At 40.7% G+C, this 25,055-nt stretch carries 22 protein-coding genes; all 22 read right to left on the bottom strand.

Going from position 1 to position 25,055, the window contains the following annotated elements:
- Positions 1 to 155: 155 nt before the first annotated feature.
- The 22 genes from upp to HNQ80_RS08210 all read right to left on the bottom strand — a co-directional run bounded on the left by upp (position 156) and on the right by HNQ80_RS08210 (position 24,998).
- Positions 156 to 785 carry a uracil phosphoribosyltransferase gene (upp, locus tag HNQ80_RS08315; RefSeq protein ID WP_184310065.1) on the bottom strand — a complete coding sequence of 210 codons (630 nt, stop codon included), beginning with the start codon at positions 783 to 785 and terminating at the stop codon, positions 156 to 158.
- A 17-nt stretch (positions 786 to 802) separates the two neighbouring features.
- Positions 803 to 1,252 carry a ribose 5-phosphate isomerase B gene (gene rpiB / locus HNQ80_RS08310; protein ID WP_184310062.1) on the bottom strand — a complete coding sequence of 150 codons (450 nt, stop codon included), beginning with the start codon at positions 1,250 to 1,252 and terminating at the stop codon, positions 803 to 805.
- A 237-nt stretch (positions 1,253 to 1,489) separates the two neighbouring features.
- Positions 1,490 to 2,188 (bottom strand): low molecular weight protein arginine phosphatase, encoded by a 699-nt coding sequence (locus HNQ80_RS08305; protein WP_184310060.1) that lies wholly within the window; start codon positions 2,186 to 2,188, stop codon positions 1,490 to 1,492.
- Positions 2,189 to 2,190: 2 nt separating this feature from the next.
- Complete coding sequence (locus tag HNQ80_RS08300) at positions 2,191 to 3,336, bottom strand: L-threonylcarbamoyladenylate synthase (RefSeq protein ID WP_184310058.1); 1,146 nt, start codon at positions 3,334 to 3,336, stop codon at positions 2,191 to 2,193.
- A gap of 95 nt (positions 3,337 to 3,431) precedes the next feature.
- Complete coding sequence (locus HNQ80_RS08295; RefSeq protein WP_184310056.1) at positions 3,432 to 4,166, bottom strand: ZIP family metal transporter; 735 nt, start codon at positions 4,164 to 4,166, stop codon at positions 3,432 to 3,434.
- Positions 4,167 to 4,279: 113 nt separating this feature from the next.
- Positions 4,280 to 5,446 (bottom strand): cation:proton antiporter, encoded by a 1,167-nt coding sequence (locus HNQ80_RS08290; protein ID WP_184310054.1) that lies wholly within the window; start codon positions 5,444 to 5,446, stop codon positions 4,280 to 4,282.
- 295 nt (positions 5,447 to 5,741) lie between these two features.
- Positions 5,742 to 6,809: a peptide chain release factor 1 gene (gene prfA, locus HNQ80_RS08285; RefSeq protein ID WP_184310052.1), complete on the bottom strand. Its 1,068-nt coding sequence runs from the start codon at positions 6,807 to 6,809 to the stop codon at positions 5,742 to 5,744.
- Between the two features lie 349 nt (positions 6,810 to 7,158).
- The gene (locus tag HNQ80_RS08280; protein ID WP_184310051.1) at positions 7,159 to 8,400 is read right to left on the bottom strand and encodes a cation:proton antiporter; all 1,242 of its coding nucleotides are present in this window, start codon (positions 8,398 to 8,400) and stop codon (positions 7,159 to 7,161) included.
- Positions 8,401 to 8,624: 224 nt separating this feature from the next.
- Positions 8,625 to 9,500, bottom strand: coding sequence for a peptide chain release factor N(5)-glutamine methyltransferase (gene prmC, locus HNQ80_RS08275; protein WP_184310049.1), 876 nt, complete (start codon positions 9,498 to 9,500; stop codon positions 8,625 to 8,627).
- Positions 9,500 to 10,450: a DUF1385 domain-containing protein gene (locus tag HNQ80_RS08270; protein WP_184310047.1), complete on the bottom strand. Its 951-nt coding sequence runs from the start codon at positions 10,448 to 10,450 to the stop codon at positions 9,500 to 9,502. Before HNQ80_RS08270 ends, prmC begins: the two co-directional genes overlap by 1 nt.
- A gap of 146 nt (positions 10,451 to 10,596) precedes the next feature.
- Positions 10,597 to 11,634, bottom strand: a complete 1,038-nt coding sequence (locus tag HNQ80_RS08265; RefSeq protein ID WP_184310045.1) for a copper amine oxidase N-terminal domain-containing protein — start codon at positions 11,632 to 11,634, stop codon at positions 10,597 to 10,599.
- A gap of 225 nt (positions 11,635 to 11,859) precedes the next feature.
- Positions 11,860 to 12,441, bottom strand: a complete 582-nt coding sequence (locus HNQ80_RS08260) for a thymidine kinase (protein ID WP_184310043.1) — start codon at positions 12,439 to 12,441, stop codon at positions 11,860 to 11,862.
- Positions 12,442 to 12,537: 96 nt separating this feature from the next.
- Positions 12,538 to 12,738, bottom strand: a complete 201-nt coding sequence (gene rpmE / locus HNQ80_RS08255; protein ID WP_184310040.1) for a 50S ribosomal protein L31 — start codon at positions 12,736 to 12,738, stop codon at positions 12,538 to 12,540.
- A 208-nt stretch (positions 12,739 to 12,946) separates the two neighbouring features.
- A complete protein-coding gene (gene rho / locus HNQ80_RS08250) occupies positions 12,947 to 14,287 on the bottom strand; it encodes a transcription termination factor Rho (protein WP_243183048.1) in 1,341 nt (446 codons plus the stop codon).
- A 248-nt stretch (positions 14,288 to 14,535) separates the two neighbouring features.
- The gene (glpX, locus tag HNQ80_RS08245; RefSeq protein WP_184310036.1) at positions 14,536 to 15,504 is read right to left on the bottom strand and encodes a class II fructose-bisphosphatase; all 969 of its coding nucleotides are present in this window, start codon (positions 15,502 to 15,504) and stop codon (positions 14,536 to 14,538) included.
- Positions 15,505 to 15,517: 13 nt separating this feature from the next.
- Complete coding sequence (gene glpX, locus HNQ80_RS08240) at positions 15,518 to 16,513, bottom strand: class II fructose-bisphosphatase (protein WP_184310034.1); 996 nt, start codon at positions 16,511 to 16,513, stop codon at positions 15,518 to 15,520.
- Between the two features lie 310 nt (positions 16,514 to 16,823).
- Positions 16,824 to 18,662 carry an LTA synthase family protein gene (locus HNQ80_RS08235; RefSeq protein WP_184310032.1) on the bottom strand — a complete coding sequence of 613 codons (1,839 nt, stop codon included), beginning with the start codon at positions 18,660 to 18,662 and terminating at the stop codon, positions 16,824 to 16,826.
- A gap of 159 nt (positions 18,663 to 18,821) precedes the next feature.
- Positions 18,822 to 19,463 (bottom strand): fructose-6-phosphate aldolase, encoded by a 642-nt coding sequence (gene fsa / locus HNQ80_RS08230; protein ID WP_184310031.1) that lies wholly within the window; start codon positions 19,461 to 19,463, stop codon positions 18,822 to 18,824.
- Positions 19,464 to 19,575: 112 nt separating this feature from the next.
- Positions 19,576 to 20,427, bottom strand: a complete 852-nt coding sequence (gene kce / locus HNQ80_RS08225) for a 3-keto-5-aminohexanoate cleavage enzyme (protein WP_184310029.1) — start codon at positions 20,425 to 20,427, stop codon at positions 19,576 to 19,578.
- Positions 20,428 to 20,607: 180 nt separating this feature from the next.
- The gene (gene kal, locus HNQ80_RS08220) at positions 20,608 to 20,994 is read right to left on the bottom strand and encodes a 3-aminobutyryl-CoA ammonia lyase (RefSeq protein WP_184310027.1); all 387 of its coding nucleotides are present in this window, start codon (positions 20,992 to 20,994) and stop codon (positions 20,608 to 20,610) included.
- Positions 20,995 to 21,355: 361 nt separating this feature from the next.
- Positions 21,356 to 23,245 (bottom strand): S-layer homology domain-containing protein, encoded by a 1,890-nt coding sequence (locus HNQ80_RS08215; protein ID WP_184310025.1) that lies wholly within the window; start codon positions 23,243 to 23,245, stop codon positions 21,356 to 21,358.
- A gap of 220 nt (positions 23,246 to 23,465) precedes the next feature.
- The gene (locus tag HNQ80_RS08210) at positions 23,466 to 24,998 is read right to left on the bottom strand and encodes a stalk domain-containing protein (protein WP_184310023.1); all 1,533 of its coding nucleotides are present in this window, start codon (positions 24,996 to 24,998) and stop codon (positions 23,466 to 23,468) included.
- Positions 24,999 to 25,055 lie beyond the last annotated feature (57 nt).

Raw genomic sequence — 25,055 nt, 5'->3', positions numbered from 1 at the left:
CGCTATTTGGATTATTGCATTTTTTGCAGGATTTAAAAGCAAATGTAAAGTTTTCATTATACTTTGTGAAATTTCAATTTCATGAGCGTTTCCTAGATATCAAAAAGGTAAAAAGGAGTGAAGACCTAAGCCTCACTCCTTCTAATTTATGTAACCTATTTTGTTCCGAACAGTCGATCTCCAGCATCCCCTAATCCAGGTACGATGTAGGCATGATCATTTAATTTCTCATCAACAGCTGCAACGTAAATCTCAACATCAGGGTGAGCTTCAGAAATCACCTTGATTCCTTCAGGAGAAGCAATCAGACACATAAACTTTATGCTCGTGGCACCACGGTCCTTGATGAATTGGATCGCTGCCTTGGCAGAACCACCTGTAGCCAACATAGGGTCTAAGACAATCAAATCCCTTTCATGAACATCGGCTGGCAGTTTGCAGTAGTATTCTACTGGCTCTAAGGTTTCTGGATCTCTATACAAACCGATATGTCCAACCTTTGCCGCTGGGATCAGATTCAGCATGCCATCTACCATGCCAAGGCCTGCCCTTAGAATTGGAACGATACCTAACTTTCTACCGGCCAAAACTTTGGTCTTTGTCTTACAAATAGGCGTTTCAATTTCGATTTCCTGCAGCGGAAGGTTTCTTGTTGCCTCGTAACCCATTAACATGGCAATTTCTTTTATCGCTTCTCTAAATTCCTTAGATCCCGTCTCCTTATCACGAATCAACGTTAACTTATGCTGAATCAACGGATGGTCCATCACAAATACATTCTTCATTTTTTCTCTCCTCCCGACTACCCTCTATATTTTGCTTCAATATCGCCGATCTGATTTACTCTTTTCTCATGTCTTCCGCCTGCAAATTCCGTTTCCAGCCATACTTCTACGATCTTCAAGGCCAGTCCTACACCAACAACTCGTTCACCTAGGGCAAGTATATTGGCATTGTTATGCTCCCGGGACATTTGGGCAGAAAACGTGTCTGTCACCACCGCACATCGGATACCAGGTACCTTATTGGCTGAAATGGATATTCCAATCCCTGTGCCGCAGCAAAGAATTCCACGCTCACATTCACCTGCAACGACAGCCTCTGCCACCTTCATCCCGAATGCTGGATAATCTACAGATTCAGATGAGTTGGTACCAAAATCCTGGTATGGGATCCCTCTTTCTTCAAGATACTTTTTGATTTCTTCTTTTAGCTTAAAACCACCATGATCACTACCAAGGGCAATTTTCATATGTTTACACCTCCTGTTAGTTGTTAGTTTTTAGTCGACAGTCGTTAGTGGCAAAAATCCTATTCATCAGCAAGGATATATATCTGCTCTTTTCGGAAGGGTTGCTAACCCTTCCCTACAAAATACAACTATAATCGATCCAAAATAATCTTCTAACCACTAACTGCTAACCACTAACCTTATAGCCTACAACATTTTAACACTTGGGCATTCAAAATTCAACTGATATCTAGTAGATTATTTATCTGTTATTTTTTGGATAATCACCTTTAAAGCTTCCTCAATTTCTTTTGCACACTCCCTATAGATCCAGGAAGGTTGCCCAAAGGGGTCCAGTATATCCACCGAAGGCAACATATCCTGGAGATAAGTGACCTCTCGCTGTTCATTCTCGATGGTTTTTGCCATTTCCTTTTCTAATTCCTTGATGCGATCATCGATGACCTGCAGACGATCTATTAGTTCTTTCCTCTGATTTCTCAATGGAATAATCTCATCCTCATATTTTTTATAGAAATCAATCTTCTTCTTTTGTATCATTCCTTGGAGCTTTTCAATCTCCGTTATGATCTCCTTATCATCTCCCAGTCTCCCTGCATACTCCTTTAAGGTAAAGGTTTTATACGCAGCATCGGGGGCCATGCTCAACACTTGGGATTTATGATTTCTTGTCATGGTCAAAATCAAATCAGCTTGATCGATCAACCCTTTTGTCAAAGGCGTTGCACGATGCTTATGTAAATCAATATTCTTTTCCTGCATCACTTGAACAGCATGTTTTGAGGCTCCTTGTCCCTTGGCCGCTGCTGTCCCCGCAGAGATGACCTGTATGCCCTTCGTGGCTTCTCCTGCATCTTCCAGCATCTTCCGCATCATACTTTCAGCCATACTGCTTCTACATGTATTGCCTGTACAGACAAATAGAATTGTTTTCATGATTATTCACCTCCGTCTGCTTTCACCACATGATTCCCTGCCGCCTTTAAAAGGCGATTCATGATAGCATCACCCAATCCTTTGCGTTCTATGGCTTCTGCCAGTATGATATCTACCCCTATTTCATCGAACGCTCGAAGCACCCTAAATAAATTATTTGTAATGGTCTCTAGCCTTTCTCTACTTCCCACTGATAGGATCTGGGCATTATCATATTTATCTTTTGTTTCATCGGTTGCCATTATTCCTACTTTCATGCCCGTCTTTTGTTTTTCCCTCTGCATTTGTTGAATTCTAGAGACAACGGATTGCTGCTCCCCTTCTACAACAACAACTTCTGCCTTGGGCGCATAGTGGGTATATTTCATGCCTGGAGATTTAGGCACCAGATGCTTTTCGTCTCCCCCTTCTATGGCACGATCGATGACTACTTTACCAATTACGGATTCCAGTTCCTCTTTTGTAACCCCACCGGGTCGAAGGATCATTGGCACCTCACCCGTTATGTCCAATACTGTGGACTCCAGACCCACCTTACAGCTCCCACCGCTGATGATGGCATCTACCCTTCCAAGAAGATCCTCTACCACATGACTGGCCTGGGTAGGACTGGGTTTTCCCGATAGATTCGCACTAGGGGCTGCCACAGGTACACCTGCCATGGCGATCAATGTCCTGGCAATGGGATGGGCAGGCATCCGAATGGCTACCGTATCCAATCCCCCTGTGATCATAGGGGGTACAAGACTCGATTTACGGAAAACCAGGGTTAAGGGACCTGGCCAAAATCTCTCCATTAAAACATCTACATGGTTTGGAATATCTGCTACCAATGGCTTTATATCTTCAACAGCTGCTATATGAACAATCAGTGGATTATCGGATGGCCTTCCCTTGGCCTCGAAAATTTTCTTGATGGAGGTTTCTTCCAACGCATTAGCTCCTAAACCATACACCGTTTCCGTGGGAAAAGCCACTGTTCCTCCATTTTTTAAAATATCACTGGCCACAGCAAGTTTGTCCATATCTATGGCGCTAGGATCTATCTCAATGATTTCTGTATGTATCAAAGTATTCACCTCTACCTTTATCGTCGCTATTCGCTGCTCGCTAAAACATCTCTTAGTGAGTCTATATTTACTATCCATTATTATACACCAAAATACACAGACTTAAATGGTTTTTGTACATAAGGTTTATAGGTTTTTCTTCTAAAAGCGAGTAGCGAGTAGCCAGCAGCGATTCACAGCTTCACTGCCACAATCATTCCCAGGATAAACCCAACAATTACACCATAGCTGGAGATTCTACTTTCGTTCAGTCCATGCGCTTTGGGAATTAATTCTCCACAGGTGATATACAACATGGTTCCGCCGGCAAAAGCTAGGCAAAAGGCGATGAAGCCCTGAGAAATCTCTCCTAGCATTACACCAACGAAGGCACCTAAACCCATAGGGATGCCCACCAAGACAGTATAAAAGAAAGCCTTCCACCTTGGTATGCCTCCAACACACATAGGGGTAGCCATGGAGATGCCCTCAGGAATGTTATGTAGGGCGATCACGATAGAAATTCCCATTCCCAGCTCTTTTGTAGCCATGAATCCGGAGCCGATGGCCAAGCCCTCTGGCAGATTATGCAGGGCCACCCCTAAGCCTAATAAAAATCCTGTTTTTACAAAACTTTCTTTGGATAAAAGCAGACCATGATCATCAGTGATTTTTCCATCAATTGCGACGATCAGCATTACTCCTGCCACAATACCTAGGATCCCAATGAATAGATGTCCTAATTCAAAGGCTTCAGGCAGCAAATCAAAACATACGATGGCCAACATCAATCCACTGGAGCATCCTAGAATGAAGCTGAGAAATTTCCTGCTTGGGTTTTTTAGAAAAAAAGCAATCAGCCCCCCAAATCCAGTTCCCATCATTCCCACCGCAAAACCAATCAAGGTCGTTTTCAATATGATAGACATATGTTTTTACCTCCTCTTCAACCCCTACTATGTATATTCTCTTTCTTCTCCTAATAATACAAAAAGCCTATGGCTTCCCACAGGCTTTATATACAAGAATCTCTTTTAAATTTCTAACTTCCTTCAACAACGAGTTCTTTCTTTTCTTCCCTAAAGGCTAATTTCAACAAGGATGGCGTAATGAGTGTCGTTACAATCACCAATAATATAACAGAGGTAAAATCATCACTTCCAATAATATCCATCTGTAATCCAAGGTTTGCAATAATGATCGCCACTTCAGCCCTGGGTATCATGCCAATACCAATCTGAAAAGCATGTCTGTTGTTAAAGCCTGTTAGTTTGGCACCCAAACCACAGCCTACAATCTTCCCGATAATTCCTAGGACCAAAAGAAGTACCCCAAACCCCAAAGCGTGGCCAAGGGAACCCAGATGAACCCCCAACCCAATCCCCACAAAGAAAATGGGGGTAAAGAAAGAATATGCCACCAACTGAATATCATAGGATATCTTATGATGATAAGGTGTCAAAGATAAAATCACCCCTGCAAAATAGGCTCCTGTAATGGCTGCCACTCCCAGCTCTTCTGATACAAAAGCCAGCACGAAGCAGCACACAATGGCATAAACAACAATCTTATCATTGAGATTGATCGCTTTTGATACACGACGGAGCATTTTTACCAAAACCGTCCCAATGAAAAAGGTAATGGCAAAGAATGCAGCAATCTTTAAGAGCACGATCAGCACATTACTCCCCGCACTGGGTTTCACCATCCCAATCATAACCGTTAACAGAATAATTCCAATAATATCATCGATAATCGCTGCCCCTAGGATGCCCACACCTTGCTTTGTCCGTAGATGTCCCAGTTCTCTAAGGGTTTGCACCGATATACTCACACTGGTGGCCGTGGAGACAATACCCAGAAAAATACTGCTAACCATTTTCCCTGTGATCAAATACGCAGCTCCTGATACCATCACCAGCGGCAATAATACACCGCCTAGCGCAATAGCTGAAGAAGAACTTTTAGATGCTTTCAATTCTTCCACATCTGTTTCCAAGCCTGCAATAAACATCAAAAAGATAACACCAATTTCAGAAATATGATGAATTAATTCCGTTTCCTTAATAATACCCATTCCCAATATGACGCCCACTAAAATCTGTCCCAACACTGCTGGCTGCTTCAGCCTTGCGCTGACCCAACCACCAAAATTAGCACCCAACAACAAGATTCCTATTTGCAACAAAAAAAGCATCTTGGATTCCATAAAATTGTCCCCCTTTTCTAAGCTTATGACAGGAGCAATATTTATGTGTATCCTTTATACTTCGCCTCCATTTTTGCACCTTCTCCTAAATATGACTTCTCTGAAAATTCTTATTATAGTTTACCACCCTCTGCCTTTTTTTTCAAGTTGCATCCTGTCAAAGTTGAAAGTTGTAAGAGACAAGTTGTAACCCTAAGAAAAATAATAAAAAATCGAGGGCTTTTACTCCCTCGACATACTTACTTGTTACGTTTAATAAAATTATCTTGATTCAACTTTCAACCGGTGTCCAATCCTATACTACCTGCTTCATTCTTTCTGCTTGATCCGATGTGATCAATGCATCTAGAATCTCATCAATATCCCCATCTAAGAAATAATCCAGCTTGTATAATGTTAAATTGATTCGATGGTCTGATACTCTTCCCTGCGGATAGTTATAGGTTCTGATTCTCTCACTACGATCTCCAGTACCAACTTGGCTTTTTCTAGCCTCTGCAATTTCTGCATTCTGTTCTTCCTGCATCTTGTCATATAGTCTGGCCTTTAAGATTTTAAATGCCTTTTCTTTGTTCTTTAACTGTGATTTTTCATCCTGGCAGGAAACTACCATTCCTGTTGGTATATGAGTCAATCTTACCGCTGAGTCCGTCGTGTTAACACTCTGTCCACCGTTACCGGAAGATCTGAATACATCTACACGAACCTCATTTGGATTGATGTCAACAGCCACATCATCCACTTCTGGAAGTACTGCTACCGTGGCTGTAGATGTATGAATTCTTCCGCCAGATTCCGTAGCAGGTATCCTTTGTACCCTATGAACCCCGCTTTCATATTTCAGACGGGAGTAGGCACCACTTCCCTTGATCATGAAAATAACTTCCTTGATCCCACCTACGCCAGTTTCATTCAAGCTCATCATTTCAACTTTCCAACGTCTTCTTTCCGCGTATCTGGTATACATTCTCAGCAGTTCACCGGCAAACAGTCCTGCTTCATCTCCACCTGCTCCTGCTCTTATTTCCACGATAACATTTTTTTCATCATTCGGATCCTTTGGAAGAAGCAATAATTTTAGTTCATTCTCAATCACTTCAATAGACTCTTCCAAATCTCCTAGCTCCATCTTTGCCATTTCCCTTAATTCTTCATCATTGCTTTCTTCAAGGATACTCTTCGCCTCAGCAATCCCTGATTTCGTATCCTTGTACTCCCTGTACTTATTTACAATCGGCTCTATATCAGAAAGCTCTTTAATATATTTCTGCCATTCACTTTGATTGTTGATTACCTCAGGATCTGCAGTTTTTCTACTCAGATCATCATATTTTTCTTGAAGAAAATCTAATTTATCAAACATCCGTCTCACCTCATAAAATATATTCCATCTGATTATTTTATCATATCTACGCTTCTACCGCAAGCTAAGGTCGATTTTTGCCCATATCCATATGAACTTCCTTTCTATTTTACAAGCGGAATGATCACTGATCATTCCCTACAAATATTCTATTTCCTCACAAGCTACGGGCGATTCATGAATCGCCCCTACCTATGTACCGTAGGAAGCGGCGCCCTCATCGTTCCAAAAGCCCCTATCCCTACAACTACCTTTTTTATCTATATATATTCTTCCAAAACACCCAAATTTATACTCACCTAAACATCAAAAACGGCTAACTGCTATCAGCTAACCGTTCAACTCAATTCTAAAATTCTTCCTTATTCTCCAGTAAATTCAGTTTCCGCGCCACGAATTTTGTCGTGCTGGCTTGAACCCCCAGAGTAATCAATACGGTCATAAATACCACCGATGAAATCACATCACTGTGGGGAATTTTCATACTCACGATCATACCTGACAGCGCCGCAGGAATTACGCCTGTTTCTCGGACCCACATCAAAAATCCAATTTCATTGAATGTCCATTTCCCCTTACGATCTGGTAAAACGCAAGCCAATACTGAAAGAGGTCTTGCTACAAACATTAAAACAATGACCACAATCAATGCCGACATCCAGTATTTCCCCAACACATGGAAGTTTACATGGGTGCCCAATAAAATGAAAATCGCCATTCTCATGACAAAGGCTAGGGTTTCTCTTACATGGGTCTGGGTTATAAAATCTTCTTCAGGTACCCACAATCTTAATCGCTTCTTATTCCCGCAAACCAATCCTGTTGTAAAAGTAGCCATATATCCGCTGCCGCCAATCTTCTCTGCAAAGATAAAGGCAATTACCACCGATACGATGGAGATGATGGAAGCATAGTCATGCATAATACCGTATTTTGTATCAGAAATCAATACCGACAAGCTCATACCGATAGCGGCACCTACCAAAATACCGCCCAATGCCATCTGCACCAACTGCCCCAGGTTATCCATCAATGAAAATGTTCCCGATTGAATGATGGCCAAAATCGAAAAAACCATGATCGCACCGACAGCATCGTTAAATGCAGACTCACTGATTACCGTCTGCTTCACCTTGTCCTTCAGCGTAATTTCTTTGAACACAGGCACCAACGTTGCCGGGTCTGTAGAAGCCACCACCGCACCTAGGAGTAACGCATATATAAAGGGGATATGGAAAATCCACATGGCTGCATAGCCTACAATAAAGGCTGAAATCAAAACACCTAGGCTGGAAAGCAAACCTACAGAAACTTTCACATCATTTAAAACCCTTAGTTTGATCTCTCTCCCACCATCATAGAGAATGAAGGCCGACCCAAAGGTTAAGATCAATTGATTCCCTATAGGATATCCTTCTACACTGGCCCAGTTTAATATAGCTGGCCCAATGATAATCCCTGCTAACAAAAACATCACCACATCGGGCAGCTTCACAATTTTACTCAACTTCCCAAAAATCATTCCTATTATCAGGATAATGACGATCAGCGTTAATATTTCATCCGTTGCTATCATTGATGCATTTTCCATGATCTCTTCCTCCAACTCTGCTACTTTCTATTATTCTGCTCAAAAACCAATGATATCATTATACAATCGGAAGAGGAAACTTGGAAATGCGCCTTTTCATGCAGGTAATCCTGCATTTCGATGCTATACATGAAAAACATCTATCATCTTTCGTTCTCTTAGCGTCTTGCAGGTTTACGCCGTTTTTCTAGGTCTAATGCAGTTTACATGTTGTTATTTTCGTATCATTTCTTAATGATAGCAACTACAACTCTTTCAATATTCGACAAATCTTTTACTTTTCTGATACTTGCATAAATATTTTTACTCTCCATCATTTTTTTTATGAATTCTCCTTGATCATGACCTACTTCCAAGGCAATCAATCCTCCATTTTTGAGGAAAACGTATGCTTCATCGACGATTCTCCTATAAAAATCAAAACCATCTTCCCCACCATCCAATGCAAGTATCGGCTCATATTTTGCAACCTCTGTTTGAAGTCTATTCACCTCTGCCTTCGGGATATAAGGAGGATTGGATACCAAAATATCCAGCTTATTCTCTAGCCCTTTTCTCCTCAATGGCTCAAATAAATTCCCATGGAGAAACTCGATCCGTTCCGCTACACCATGATCTTTTGCATTTTTTCTACCGATGGATAGTGCCTTTGGCGATATGTCCACAGAGTACACATGGGACTTCTGTAAATAATGGGCCAAACTCACAGTAATGGCACCACTGCCTGTACCTAAATCAGCAATGACCCAATCCTGCTGGTCCCCTTTCTCCTTTGTCCATTCCAAGACAGACTCCACCAATATCTCCGTATCTGGCCTTGGAATCAATACGCCTTCCTCCACATAAAAGTCTAAACCCATGAATTCTTGCTTGTTCACAATATACTGGACAGGTACACCCTGCAGCCGTTTGGCAATCATGCTGCGATAAATCTGAATCTGGTCCTCTGTCAGTTCACGATCACGGTAAACATATAGAAATAGTCGATCCATACTTAACACATGACACAAAAGCACCTCTGCATCCAGCAGAGGTGTCATCATTTCTCTCATTTCCAGTTTCTTAACAGCTTCTCTCAAAGCATCCTGTATACAAAGCATTACAGGTCATCCTCCTTACCTTCTTCAACCACACTCATCATGGCTGCAATCGCAACCTCAATTTGACGATCATCGGGTTCCCTGGTAGTCATTTTCTGTAATAACAAGCCTGGATAACTGATGGCATATACCAATTGGGAATCACTTTTCCCTGCCCATTTGATTACTTCATAAGAAAGACCTGCCACTACGGGTAGGAATATAAATCTAGACAAAATTCTCATCCATGGATTTGGCCAGCCAATCACAGAGAACAGAATCATACTGATCACCATGACAATCACCAGGAAACTGGTACCGCATCTTGGGTGCAGTGTCGTAAACTTTCTTACGTTCTCCACGGTCAATTCCTGCCCTGCTTCATAACAGTGTATTGTTTTATGCTCAGCACCATGATATTGAAACACCCTTTGAATGTCCTTCATCTTTGATATGACAGCCACATATCCAATAAACAATCCAATTCTGAAAACACCCTCCACCACATTCAAGAAGAATGTATTGGTGATGATTTTCCGTAGAAAATTGGTTACAATCGTCGGTGTAATGATAAACAATAGTATGGCCGCGGCAAGGGCAATAAATACAGAAAAGCCTATATAAATATCATCGGCCTTGTCTCCAAATTTTTTCTCAATCCACAACTCCAGCTTGCTTTTTTCCCCTGCTTCACTGCCATCATCCCAAAATTCTGCCGAATAAGTTAAGGAAGTCACTCCAAGGATCATAGATTCCACCAAGGCAAAGACGCCTCGAACCAAAGGCAGCTTTTTGAATGAACTTTTCTTTTTTGCCTTTACCGGATCTTTTTTAATCGCAATTTCTCCGTCAGGCTTTCGTACGGCAATAGCCATGGCATCAGGTCCTTTCATCATAACACCCTCGATGACCGCCTGGCCCCCAACACTGGTAGGGGTTGCACATTTTCGAAATATATCTTCTTTTTTCATAGTTTACCTCATTTCCAATACCTTCATTGATAGTACTATTATTATATCGTAACATAAATCATAAAGAAAGGAAATGACCTACCAGTCGATTTAATTTCTTTATAACAGAAAGGAGAGCCTAAGCCCTCCCTTCATTTATCCAGCATTTATTTTGCTTTATATCCACTACTTTTTGTATATGTACCTAACGTTTTCTTATTATATGTATCATAAACAGTACCCTCAATATCTGCATCATCAAATTCATCTAAAATGTCTTCATATATTTTTTTCATAAAAGTATTGATCTTACTTGTACTTAAGTCATCCCACTCTTCTTCATATTTATAATAATTAAAGTTTACATCGAACGTAATATCATCTTCATCTCCATCTAATTCGATAGCCAGTTTGATATCGTCAAAATACTCCGCATAGTCATCATTCAATTGGTCTTCTAAATCATCTAGATCTACATCGCTGTTACTGTCGCTAAAATCAACCTCTACATCCCCATCGGAATCTACTGTGAATTCCACCAATGTATCACCACTGTCTTCATCCTCAATAAATCCTTCAATGTCTGCATCTTCAAATTCATCCAAAATATCATCTACGATGTCTTGCAGATAGCTTCTGACATCACTGGTTGAGAGATCTTCCCATTCATCTTCATAATCATCTAAGTCTACATAGATTTCAACCTCGATATCATCCTCATCACCATCTAAGGTGATTTTAAACTTAATGTCTTCATATTTTCCATAATCATCATTCAGCTGGTCCTCTAAATCATCCAAATCGCCGCTTTTTGAGCTTGATCTTGACCCGTTTGCTTCCAAGTCTTTCACCTTTTTTTCCAATTCGGCAATTATTAAATCCTTTTGATTCAATCTGGCATTCAACAGTGCCACTGTAGCATCTGGTTTATCATTAATGATTACTTTCGACTCAGCACCATTCCATTGAATATCCTTGTTGAAAATGTTCGCAATTGCACTGACTGGAACATAGGTTCTACCATTTACGATAAATGGCTCTTCTGACATGGCTACTTCTGTACCATTGGCAACAATTTTTATATTGCTATACCATGCATCCACCGTTTTTTTGACTTGATCTGCATATCCAGTTGAGCTAAAGAGAAGTAATACCATGCATAGAATACTTACTGAAAGTGTAATTTTTTTTCTTCCTCTTACCATCTCATTTCCTCCATTCTTCATTTGTTTTGTAGGGTTAAATAAATATTTATAGATATTCAATATACCACTTTTCATTTCTTGGCTCTTTCTCCTTTGAATATCTATAAAGCTTCCATAATCATTTTACCATATTATGAAAGCTTTTCACAAATTGATTGAATACCAATATCTTCATTTTAACCCATATTTGTGTTGAAATTGTGATGGAAATTTTAAATTTATGTGTTATCCCTCATTTGGCACCTCATGGTGCAGTCTGCATCTCGCCTCATAGCTTTCTGTCGCACCTACCAAAATAATGGGATCTGAGTAATTGGCTGGCTTTTCATTGATCAACCGCTGGGTGCGATGGGCTGGCTCTCCACAAGTCATACAAATAGCACTTAGCTTATCGGCGAACTCTGCGATGGCTACTAGCGCAGGTGTGGGTCCAAAGGGTTCTCCACGAAAATCCATATCCAAGCCCGCAGCAATCACTCTTACCCCTCGATCTGCCAGATCCTTGCATATTTGAACGATCTCCATATCAAAAAACTGTACTTCATCGATTCCCACAACCTGGGTATCCTTTTCTATGTATTCCAAAATATCTTTCGCATGGGCGATACGTACTGCCTTAAGCTTTGAGCCATTATGTGAAACAATATCTTCAATGCTGTAACGGTCATCTATAGCAGGTTTGAATACCAATACTTTCTGTTTGGCGATCTGCGCTCTTTTCAGTCTTCTGATCAATTCCTCGCTTTTACCACTATACATAGGTCCTACGATCACTTCTATAGAACCATGATGACTTGGTCTATACATTTCAATCCTTCCCCCCACAAGAAATCTTTTATTCCATATATTAAAGGTTAGAGAATGTTTCTCTAACCTTTCAATAACTATGTTCTATGGACTTCATTATTTTCTGTTATATTTCTGCTTAAACTTCTCTACACGTCCACCTTGGTCAACAAACTTTTGTTTACCAGTAAAGAACGGATGGCATTCTGAACAAATTTCTACTCTGATTTCTTCTTTAACAGATCCTGTTTCGAATGTATTTCCACAAGCACATCTTACAGATGACTTCTTATAGTTAGGATGGATACCTGGTTTCATTCCCTTCACCTCTTTCTTTCATGTATCTCTGTATATAAAAATATACTTTAAGGCTAGTTATCAACTTCTATATTATAGCATAGGCCCTTTTACATTTCAAGGAATAATTTTTGTTCGATTCTGGTGCTATTCTCAGAATATCTTACCAATTTTCCCTCTGTTTTAGCCTACCTTATGTGGGGTTGAAATCCTTCTTACAATCTTTCTCTTATCCCAATATCTTATTTCTCACATTCTCTACAAACTCTAAATTTGTCTTTGATGTCATTAGCTTGTTGATAATGGATTCTGTCACTTCTTGGGTTGAGTTGTTGGCCATGGCTCTTCGTATGCTCCAAATCGTCTCCAATTCTTTTTGACTTAACAACAGTTCTTCCCTTCTTGTCCCTGATTTATTCAGATCAATGGCAGGGAATATTCTCTTTTCTGAAAGTTTACGGTCTAAATGGAGCTCCATGTTGCCTGTACCCTTAAACTCTTCAAAAATCACATCATCCATTCGGCTTCCTGTATCCACCAAAGCTGTTGCCAAAATGGTGAGGCTTCCACCTTCCTCCAGATTCCTAGCAGCACCGAAAAACCTTTTTGGCTTATGGAGTGCCCCGGGATCTAATCCACCTGACAGGGTTCTGCCTGTAGGAGGAATTGTCAGGTTGTAAGCTCTAGCCAGCCTGGTAATGCTGTCCAATAAAATCACCACATCCTTCCCATGTTCCACCAATCTTTGGGCCCTATTTAGAACCATTTCGGCCACCTTGATATGGTGGCTAGGTAGCTCGTCAAAGGTGGAATAAATCACTTCTCCCTTGATGGATCGCTGCATATCCGTCACTTCTTCAGGTCTTTCATCAATCAAAAGGACAATGATCTCGATCTCAGGATGCTTGGATGCAATGCTATTGGCGATTTTTTTCAGCAGAATTGTTTTCCCTGCCTTCGGTGGCGCAACAATAAGACCTCTTTGTCCCTTACCAATGGGTGCAATCAGGTCAATGATCCTTGGGGAAAGATCGCTGGGACTATATTCAAGTGAAATTCTCTCATCGGGATAAATGGGGGTAAGATTGTCGAAGTTTGGTCTTCTGGAAGCCAATTCAGGATTGTCGCCGTTTACTTTCTGGACATAAAGAAGAGCTCTAAATTTTTCCCCTGTTTTGGGTGGTCTCGTAATACCCAGGAGTTTGTCACCGGTTTTTAGATTGAATCTTCGTATCTGAGATGGAGATACATATACATCCTCTTCACTGGTAAGGAAATTTGAAAATCTAAGAAATCCAAATCCACCTTCTGTCAACTCTAAAACGCCTTCTACTGTGTTTACCTCTTCACTCCTGTCAATCTCGTTATTGACCTTCTGGGGCAGCTTTTGCCGATCCACATCAATAACCTTTTCCGGTTCTTCTACCTGTACTTCTTCTTTGTTGGAGTGGGCAATGATCAGTTCGATTAGTTCTTGTTTCCTATGTTTCGCAATGTTACTTATGTCAAGCGCTTTTGCCATCTCTCTCAGTTCACTTATTTTCTTTTTTTCAAGCTCAAGTAAATTCAAATTTACACCTCCGTATTTGAGTTGAAGGTTGAAAGTTGAAGGTTGTAAGTTGAAAAATCCTTCAACTTTCAATTTACTTCTTCGTACTCTTTTATATTCCATTTCCAAAATCTAATTCTTTTATACATTAAGCATCATCTTTATTATCTATACACTATACCCTACAGCGTTAATCTCCTAGAACGGTCGGACAGGGTCGTCCGACCCTACAAAAACTGTTTTTAACTTACAACTTAAAACTTTTAACTCTATTTCGCATACTCGGGTTTTTGGTCCAGCCTGTGAATTGCTTCAATAAAGCGGATTGTTCCAGTTTCTGCCCGCATCACGACGGAATGGGTTTTCGCCATGTTGTTTCCGTAATAGGTTACACCCTTTAGCAGATCTCCATCGGAGATACCCGTAGCCGCAAAGAATACTTCATTGCCTTTTACAAGATCTTCTAATCGGTAGATCTTGTTCACGTCTACACCCATTTTCACACATCTGGCACTTTCTTCGTCGTTATAAGCCACGAGCTTTCCTTGGAACTCTCCACCCAGGCACTTCAATGCAGCAGCGGCAATGACCCCTTCCGGCGCACCGCCGATCCCAAGCATAATATCAATCCCTGTATGATCAAAACATGTGGCAATGGCAGCACCTACATCTCCATCCTTGAACAACTTAATCCTTGCCCCTACTTCTCTACATTCTTTGATAATGCCTTCATGGCGTTCACGATCCAGCATGGTCACTGTGATGTCTTCAATATTCTTATTCAACGCCTTCGCCACATTAAAAAGATTTTGCTTCACTGGTGCATTTAAATCGATAAAACCTTTGGCTTTTGGTCCGACGGCAATCTTATCCATGTACATGTCAGGCGCATTTAACAAATGACCTCGTGGTGCAATAGCTACCACTGCCACTGCATTGGGCAGCCCCTTGGCAACGGAATTGGTACCGTCCAATGGATCTACAGCAATATCTACCTTGGGTGCATCCTCCGAAGCCTTGCCGATTTTCTCACCGATATATAGCATGGGCGCCTCATCCATTTCTCCTTCTCCGATGACAACAACCCCATCAATGTTTAGTGTATCAAACATATTCCGCATACCATCTACCGCAGCTTGATCTGCGATATTTTTATCTCCACGCCCCATGTACTTTGCAGCGCCCAAAGCAGCCGCTTCTGTTACACGGGCCAAGTTTAAGGCTAGATTTCTATCCATGAACAAAACCCCCTTATTTATGCTTCTCCATCATCTCAATCAATGTCTCATTCTTGTCTAGCTTATGAATGGCATCTACAAATCGAATGGTTGCCGTCTTGGACCGCATGACAATAGAATGGGTAGATGCCCTATTGTTTTCCATATATGTTACACCCTTTAGCAAGTCTCCATCGGTTACGCCTGTGGCTGCAAAAAATACATCTTCAGATTTCACCAAATCGTCCAGGGTTAATACCTTACTGATATCTTCATTTTTCCAACCCAATTTATGACATCTCTCTATTTCTTCATCAGAGAATGGATTGAGCTTTCCTTGCATTTCTCCACCTAAGCATTTTAGGGCAGCAGCTGCGATAACGCCTTCTGGTGCACCTCCGATACCCATAAAGATATCTACACCTGTATGATCGAAGCATGTGGCAATGGCAGCTGCCACGTCACCTTCACCAAAAAGCTTAATCCTACAGCCCACTCTTCTGATTTCTTGGATCATTTCAAAATGCCGAGGACGATCCTGAATAATTACCGTTAAATCATAAATATCCTTATCTAAAGCCTTTGCTACCGCTCTCAGATTTTGTTCAATCGGTGCATCGATATGTACCAATCCCTTGGCTTTTGGTCCTACAGCAATTTTCTTCATGTATGTATCTGGTGCATGAAGCAGTGTTCCTTTCGGTGCCATGGCTACTACAGCGATGGCATTGGGCAATCCCTTGGCAATCAAGGAGGTTCCATCCAGCGGGTCCACAGCGATGTCTACCTCACGATCTCCTGGCTGACAAGTACCCACTTCTTCCCCAATGTATAGCATAGGGGCCTCATCCAACTCCCCTTCACCGATGACCACCGTACCTCTTACCGACACGTGGGAGAAGGCCTTTCTCATCCCATCTACCGCTGCCTGATCTGCTGCATTCTTATCTCCTCTGCCCATATATCTGGCCGAAGCCAAGGAAGCTGTCTCTGTAACTCTTACAAGTTCTAAGGCTAAGTTTCTATCCATAAAATAACTCCTTCCAAATCATATATGTTATATTATATCATATTTTATTATACACTATTTCGTGCATTCAATGGATTTATGCCAATTATTTCTATTTCCTGCTTTAGTCCTACTTCATAAATCTTCGTATAGTAAACTCTATCTTCTCATTGACCCCTATTGTCTGTCATTCTGAGCCCAGCGAAGAATCTCATTCACAGACTCTCACCTCATCAAGATCCTTCGCTGTCGCTCAGGATGACAAGTCACCATAACTTAGGATAACAAACGCTGCTTTTTGAAATGGATAGAGAGCGAGCCCCCATATTTTTTACTTTCCCAATTGTCTTACCAAATTATTTCTCAATATGTAATCTGATCGCCCAATCTCTTTCAATGCCCGTTCATAGCCTTCTCTGCATAGTTCCAAATCTATTGGCTGCTGGGTCCTGATATACCAGGCCCTACTGTTGCCATATATACCATCCCTGGACATTTCAAAGGCGATATGGTCATTGAAATAGGATCCCTTCACCATATACGTTTGGTGGGCCACAAAACCTTCCGATGCATTGCTCAAATCCTGCCCTAGCATAATAGCTTTTTCACTGTCTATTCCCATGAAATTTAATACAGTTGGCATGAAATCGATCTGTCCGCCTGTTGTACTGTTTTTCTCAACTACACCTGTACCTGGTATATGAAAAATCAGGGGAATTCGAAACATCTCATCAAAATCATAGGTTTTGCCCAGATATTCTGTCATAATTTTGGCAGACTCGGAATGTTTGCTGGATAATCCGTAATGGTCCCCATAGACGACAATCACGGAATTCTCATATAACCCCTCTTTTTTCAATTCCTCGATGAAGGCGCCAATGGCGGCATCGGTATAATGCACGCACCGCAGGTAATTTCCAAAGAGAGTATCCTTGTGTTCCTTTTTCAATCGGATCGTATCATAATACTCCGGCAATACATAGGGATGATGACTGGTCAATGTGATCATGAAAGCATAAAAAGGCTGTTTCATGTCCTTTAAATAGTCTAAGGATTGGTGAAAAAAGTCTCTATCCGTCAATCCAAACCCTACGTAATCTCCGATGGTATAATCAACATCATGGTAGAACCGCTCAAAACCTTGGTTGGGATATGCCTTTTCACGATTCCAATAGCTAGGGTCATGACCGTGAAAGGCACTGGCGGAATAGCTATTGTCCCTTAATATCCACGGCAATCCATAAAAATCATTTTCTCCATATTTGTCATAAGTGACACCATCCATGGCAGGATACAAGGAATTGTTGGACACGAACTCCGCATCCGATGTATTTCCCTTCCCCAGCTGCTGATAATATCGGTCGAAATAAATGCTATCCTTTTGCAGTAATCTATTTAAATGGGGTGTGATCTCCTGCCCATTGTATTCTTTGTTGATGACAAAATTCTGTAAGGACTCCACCTGTATGATGATGAGGTTTCGTCCCTTGGCAATACCATAGTCCTTTCGATTTTCTACAAAGGCCTCCTGGTGTCGTTTTTGTAGAAGATATGACTCTAGCCCATAATCCCCTACTTGATCATCGGCCTTGGCAATCATGGAGCTGTAAATGTCATTGATATGATACGTCAACAATTCTTGCCTTAATAGCTTTTCCACAAAGTCCCCTTTTATGAATAGCAGTATCATCATGGCCATACACAATGATAAAAGTTTCTTATCTTGATAAACCAAACCTTTATCCATAGGTATTGTAAAATATTCTTCTTTTCTTTTTTTCATAAAAATCCATAATGGAAGTAAATCCGAAAGGAATAGCCAATGCTTCGGCTGTATCAGATATTTGACGCTGGCTGCTACAGCATTAAGTTGAGAAGCAAGCCCCAAGAACTTGATAGATGGCATCTGATGAAAGTATTCAAAGTATACCACATCACAAAACATAATAATTGAAAGAAGAGAATATAGCCCATAAAGCCAATACGTATCTTTTTCTTGAAAAAGTTTCCCAATGGCAATACGCAAGAATACAAAGTATAGCAGGGAAATCAGCAATAGCTTTCCATAACCATTGGCAATCTCCAGATATTGATAAAACAACTGCCCCTTTAGCAGAAACAATGAAACCATCATGTAGTCAATCAATGAAATCTTTAATCTGTCTTTCAAGCCTACTCATCCCTTATCTCGTGCAAAAATCTTTCCGCAACCTTTTTTATCCTATTTATTATACCATCATTTTCATATTTTTCACCTAAATTATGTGTAACGAATCAAAAAAACATGGAATGGGCATGCCCATTCCATCTCCTTAACCTTAAATCTTCTCTACTTTCTATTGTCCCAATCCTTCACGAACTTTTCAATGCCTTGATCTGTCATTGGGTGGGACAGCATTTTCTTGAATACATCTGAAGGTATGGTCGCGATATGGGCCCCTGCCAATGCCGTCTCCGTCACATGCATTGGGTGGCGAATACTGGCTGCAATGATTTCCGTCTCAATGCCATGGGTATCAAAGATTCCTACAATATCCTCAATCAGATAGGTCCCAGGATTCCCTATATCATCCATTCTACCTACAAATGGGCTTACAAAGCTAGCCCCTGCCCTCGCAGCCAACAATGCTTGGTTCGCCGAAAAGATCAACGTCACATTGGTTTTTATTCCTTTTTCATGGAGTCCTTTCACAGCCTTTAAACCTTCTGCAGTCATGGGGATCTTGATGACAATATTTTTATGTAGCTTCGCTAATTCAATCCCTTCCTTGAGCATTCCTTCGGCATCCATGCTCAATACCTCTGCACTAATTGGACCATCCACCATCTCTGTGATTTCTTTTAACACCTCAATAAAGTCTCGGCCTTCCTTTGCCACCAAGCTCGGGTTTGTCGTTACCCCTGCCAATACACCCCAAGCATGAATCTCTGCAATCTCCTGGACATTGGCCGTATCGATAAATAATTTCATGTTAATTCCTCCCATTTTTTCATTCTATTATATTATATCAAATGTATACTTATTCTATCAGTGGTTTTCTTTCATTCCTTCTATAAATACAAAAAGAGAGACATTAGTCTCCCTATTTTACATGCAAAGGCTTTAACCCTAAAATCGCTCTCGCTTCTGCTGGGGTTGCAATCTCTCTGCCTAACTCATTAGCAATTCTCACAACTTTTTCAACCAATTGCCCATTGCTCTCAGCAGGTATTCCTTTGTCGATATACACATTGTCCTCAAAGCCTACGCGGACATGCCCTCCCATGATAATGGCCAACGCAGCCATCGGGAATTGATTTCTCCCTACGCCAGCTACTGTCCATGTTGACCCTTGAGGAATACTATCCACCATAAAAGCAAGATCCCTGGCTGTTGCAGACATCTGGACCCCTAGCACGAAGTCAAAATGCATAGGCGCTTGAATATACCCTTTTTTATGCATGCGCAAAGCAATATCGATCATGCCCTTATCAAACACTTCGATTTCAGGTTTTACCCCGCGCTCGATCATGATCTTTCCAAAATTCATGATGGTATTGTCTGTATTGATAAATACTTCATCTCCACCGAAATTACAGCTTCCACAATCTAAGGTAGCCATTTCTGGATGCTTTAAACCAAGGGCGCTTTCTTCTACCTCTGTAGATTGAAGTCGCTCCAAATCTGTCATACCTACAGCCCCACCTGTGGATGGCTGAATAATCGCATCTGGGCACAGCTTTCGAATGGCATCGATACACTCTTTGAATCGATTCTTATCTTGAGTTGGCGTACCATCATCCTTACGTACATGCAAATGAATAATGCTAGCCCCTGCTTTATACGCAGACTCCGCCTCCCTTGCGATTTCCTCAACTGTATAAGGCACATTAGGGTTTTGCGCCTTCGTAACCTCTGCCCCACAAATCGCCGCAGTGATTATCAATTTATTCATACATTTCATCCTTTCGATCATATAGTATGCGCTTAGTCGTTAGTCGTTAGTCGTTAGTCGTTAGTCGTTAGTCGTTAGTCGTTAGTCGTTAGTCGTTAGTCGTTAGTCGTTTAATTCTGGTAGTAAACGCATTGCTTGTCAAGAATTTTAGCCACTAACCACTCACCTCTATCTACTAACCTATTTTCTTCTCTGCTTATCCTTCGGTACCACACAGGTTCCTTCTGCTCTGCACACGACTACTGGTTCGTCCAATACGTCGCAAGCCGATTCATTGATATCTGGTCTTGGGATGATCACCTTTCTCGCTTCGAATACCATCTTTCTCGATGAATTTCCTACGCTTACGATTTCTCCCACAGCTTCTATATAGTCCCCTGCAAACACAGGTGCCTTAAACTCCACCTTGTCGTAACCCGCAAAAAGACCCTCATCTCCGTCGTTACGGATTAACAGTTCCGTAGCCACGTCCCCAAATAATTGCAGCATTTTTGCTCCATCCACAAGATTGCCTCCATAGTGGGCATCATGCATACTCATTCTCATTCTGATCATTGCTTTTTCCATGGTTATTGCCTCCTAAGACTTTTGTTTTGGATTTATAGATCTATTTCCATAAAATCAATTGTTTTTCTCGGATCTACTCTAAAAATAGTGCTTGACAAGTAAATCTTTTCTTTACTGTCAGTCATCCTGAGTAAAACGAAGGATCTTGAGATTCTTCACTTCGTTCAGAATGACAGAACACTGTCAAGAACATATTCTGATGAAGAACCTTTTTCTTAGACCTATATTCTCCTTTATTTTGAAAAATTATTATTTTCAACCACTATCTATCTTTCTACATAAAAATCGTTTTCCCTGCTATTATTTTTATTTTCATAGCAAAAGGAACAGGCATGCCTGTTCCTTTCGTTATGTCTATATCTTACTTTAATTGAATGATCTTATTGGCCACAAAAACATCGTCATCATAATATCCGTCAATAAAGATCATGTCTTCCTCATCTAAGCGGCTCAATCTTATAGTTGTTCCAGTATTGGACAAAATAATAGTGTCATCCGTCACTTCAACCGAAATCGTAACGTAATCCTTTTCCGTTTTATCAAAGACACTTACCGATAATCGATCATACTTGTCATACAGCTTTACAATCTCTCCTGTAATCGTGTCCTTGCTTTTCTCTGCATCGGCAGTAATCCTGGTGACTTTATTTTTGTCTAACCTTAGTTCAACCTCATATTGGATTTCTAAATCCTTAAGGTCAGAAGTTGCACCATCAATTTTAATAGTGGCGCTTTTTGAAATTTCATAGGTAACAGTTTTCTTATCCTCATTCAGAATCGTAATTTTTGACGGATTCCCGATGATGATTTCTTTGATCACTCCTTCATCCTTGCTCTTTTCTGCTATGCTTGTGGCGGTAATCTTCACTACTTTTCCATATTCCACAATCACAGTGGCTAAGTCCCCAGCTTCTAAGGCATCTAAATTTTCCTTGCTTCCATCTCGTCTGATACTTGCATCATCATCTATTTCAAATTCCATTACTTTTCCATCATTCAATTTTAGCTTAATACTCGGATTCGTTTTAAAGTTTACTGCACTCTCTAAAATGCCACTGTATTCTTTTTCGTCTTCGACAATCTCTATGGATATAACCCGATCTCCCACATATTTAATATATACAATATCATCTTTATCCAATTTACTAACGGACACCTTTTCATCGTCATATTCTATTTCTGTGGTGTCATATATTTTCAATTCCCTAACGATAAGAGCGCTTTTTTGATCCTCTACTTTTAACAGATGATAGTCCCCTACATCAGATATTTTTTGAATCTTTCCTTCCATGGTAGTAACCGCATTGTTGATCTCTATAGCTTTAAGAGTATCTGTTCCATCAAAGGTTAGCTTTCCGATATCCCCCTTGCTTAAATCTCCTATGGATTTCGTTTTTCCATTGACTTTGATAGATACACCTGTAAGATTATAGACCTTCGTGTCTCCCTTGGTATCCTTCACCACGATCATCTTCGTATCTTCTGCCACATAGTCGATGGTAACTTCTAAAGTCTTCTCGGTAGGATTCGTAGGAGTAGGTGTAGGCGTCTGGGTCGGTGGTACAACAATGGTATTGCCTCCGCTAGTATTTAGTAATTCATAGGTATTCCAGCACATGGTAGCCATCTGGACACGGGTAATCGTTTGGTTGGGATTGAATTTATTTTCCCCATCTCCACTGATAATTTTTTTATCTACCAATAAATCCACATAAGGCACTGCCTGACTTTTTATGGTCTCAGCATCCACAAACTTCAACATTGGCAGTGGATCTAACGCTGATTCCATGTCCAGAGCCTTTCCTAAAAATACAGCCACATCTACCCTTTTTGCATTGATGAGTGTGTCCTTGTTGGTAAAGCTTTTTAAATCATCCTTATGTAAAATATTATATTCTAGAGCATAAGCAACAGCTTCTCTTGCCCACTCAGGGATGTTATTGGCAGTCATATTGGCACTGTGTTTTTGAATGAGACCTGTGTTTGCTTTCAGCTTGTTGGTTGCCTTTAAAGTGTTATAGATCATCTGTACCGATTCTACGTAGTTGACAGGGCTTTCCGGCTTAAACTTCATTTGTAGTGTCTTGTCATCCAAGTATCCATTGATTATTTTCTTATCGGCTGCCTTTTCAATAAAACCTTTTCCCCAGTGATCGTTTGGCACATCTGAGAATGGTGTGGCGGCAAATCCGCTGGCGGTATTCACAGCAAATAGCAAGGCTACGGTGATGAGCATTCGTCTTTTGTTCATGATTTTCCATTACCTCCTTTTGATTAAAATTTTTCCTTTTTCGCCTCTTCTGTTTTATATTTCTATATACATCTTGCAAAATCCTTTTCTCTAATGTGATATGTAACCAAATCGTAATAATTGTCAGCTTATGTCTTTAATATTAAAAAATACTCCTTATTTACATACTTTCTCAAAAAAATAAAATGTCCTCTCACAGGACATTTTATTTTTCTGAAAACTATCTAGCCGCCCAAGGTTTTTCGTAAGCATATAGACTTACATTATAATCCATGATCGCCTGATCTAATTTAATTTTCAATTGCTCAACCTGATAGGCAGCTTGTTTTTGCTCCAATGGAATAGCAAGTCCTACTTCCAGTTGCTTTTCAACAAGCTTCAGCGCATCTACTGCTTTTTCATAAGCAAGCATATTCACATCATACTGTTTCTTCAACACATCCAGATTTGTATGAAGATTTCTAAGGCTCTCTTCATAGGACTGCTTGGTATTGGCAAGATCAATTTGCGTCGTCTGTTTATCAATTTTTTTTGTTTCATAGTTTCCATCCGACCTAAATACATATAGATCTATCGCCATCTGCGCCAGTTCAATCTGCTGTTCCAATGCCCATATGTCTGGGCTTTTGTTGATCACAGTTGGTATATGTGTGTCCAAATCCCATTGAATTTCCTGTATTTCTTCAAACGCTACGTAATCGTCCAGGGTATACCGTGCTTTCGGCTCCAATCCAGCCAGATAGTTTAGCTTCTCATAAGCACTATCTAAAGCCTTCACGGTCATTTCATACTGTTTCTTCTTTTCTTCATAATCCTTTTTCGCCTTATCATTCTCATATGCACTGACCATCTGGTACTGATATCTACTGCTTGTCTGATTCATCATGTCATTTTGCAATGCTACGCCCATTTTTGCCAGCTTTTCATTCTGAATCGCCTTCAATACACCATAGTAAGCGCTCTTTAAATTGTAGGCAATGGATTCCTTTGTTGTCTCCATATCTTTTCCGGCTTTCTCCACAGCAAACTGTTGGCTGCGAAGATTTCGATAGGTAGTTTGCTTCGTACCATCGCCAGTGGCTATCTCTCTGGGGATAGAATTGGTGCTTTTAAATCTTTCTGCCGCATCATCTTCCAATTCTTCCTGTTTTTCCAGCAGCTTGTCCTGCTTTTTTAGATCCTTGCTGCTTTTGATCGCCATCTCCAGCATCTGATCATAATTGTAATCCCATTGGACTGCTTCTTCCGTTTGCTCAGATGCAGCAGCTGCTGCAATCACAGGAGCCTCTGTCAAAACCGTAACAGTCTTCGTAACACCATTCCATTGGACATCTACACCTAGGGCATCCCCTATATACTTGATTGGGAGCATAGTTCTTCCATTGACGATTTCTGGCACTGTCTCCATGGTGATGGTACGACCATCGATTTTCATCTCTCTACTTCCAATCACCATTTGAACGATACTATCTCCCTTGAAGATGGTAACCGTCTTTGTTGACCCATCCCACTGAATATTTTCTGCTTTTATTCCAGCTGCATCCGCCACATAGGCAATGGGCAGCATGGTTCTTCCATCCTTGATATAGGGAGCAGCTTCCATATCCTTCGTCATGCTTCCCACAATGTATTGGGTTTGTCCAATGGAGAATTTTATTTCCTGCAGTGATGCATCCGCTGCAAAGGCTGGCGTTGACATCATTAAAATCGACATCGATAAAGCAATTCCTATTTTATTTATTTTTTTATGCATTTTCCTCGACTCCTTTCTCCTCCATATTATATCACAATCTGCTCAAAACTTTTCTTA

The sequence above is a fragment of the Anaerosolibacter carboniphilus genome (assembly GCF_014205875.1).
GTDB lineage: Bacteria > Bacillota > Clostridia > Peptostreptococcales > Thermotaleaceae > Anaerosolibacter > Anaerosolibacter carboniphilus.
The sequence above is the reverse complement of the archived record's forward strand: the minus strand, read 5'-3'. Positions and strand labels throughout refer to the sequence as shown.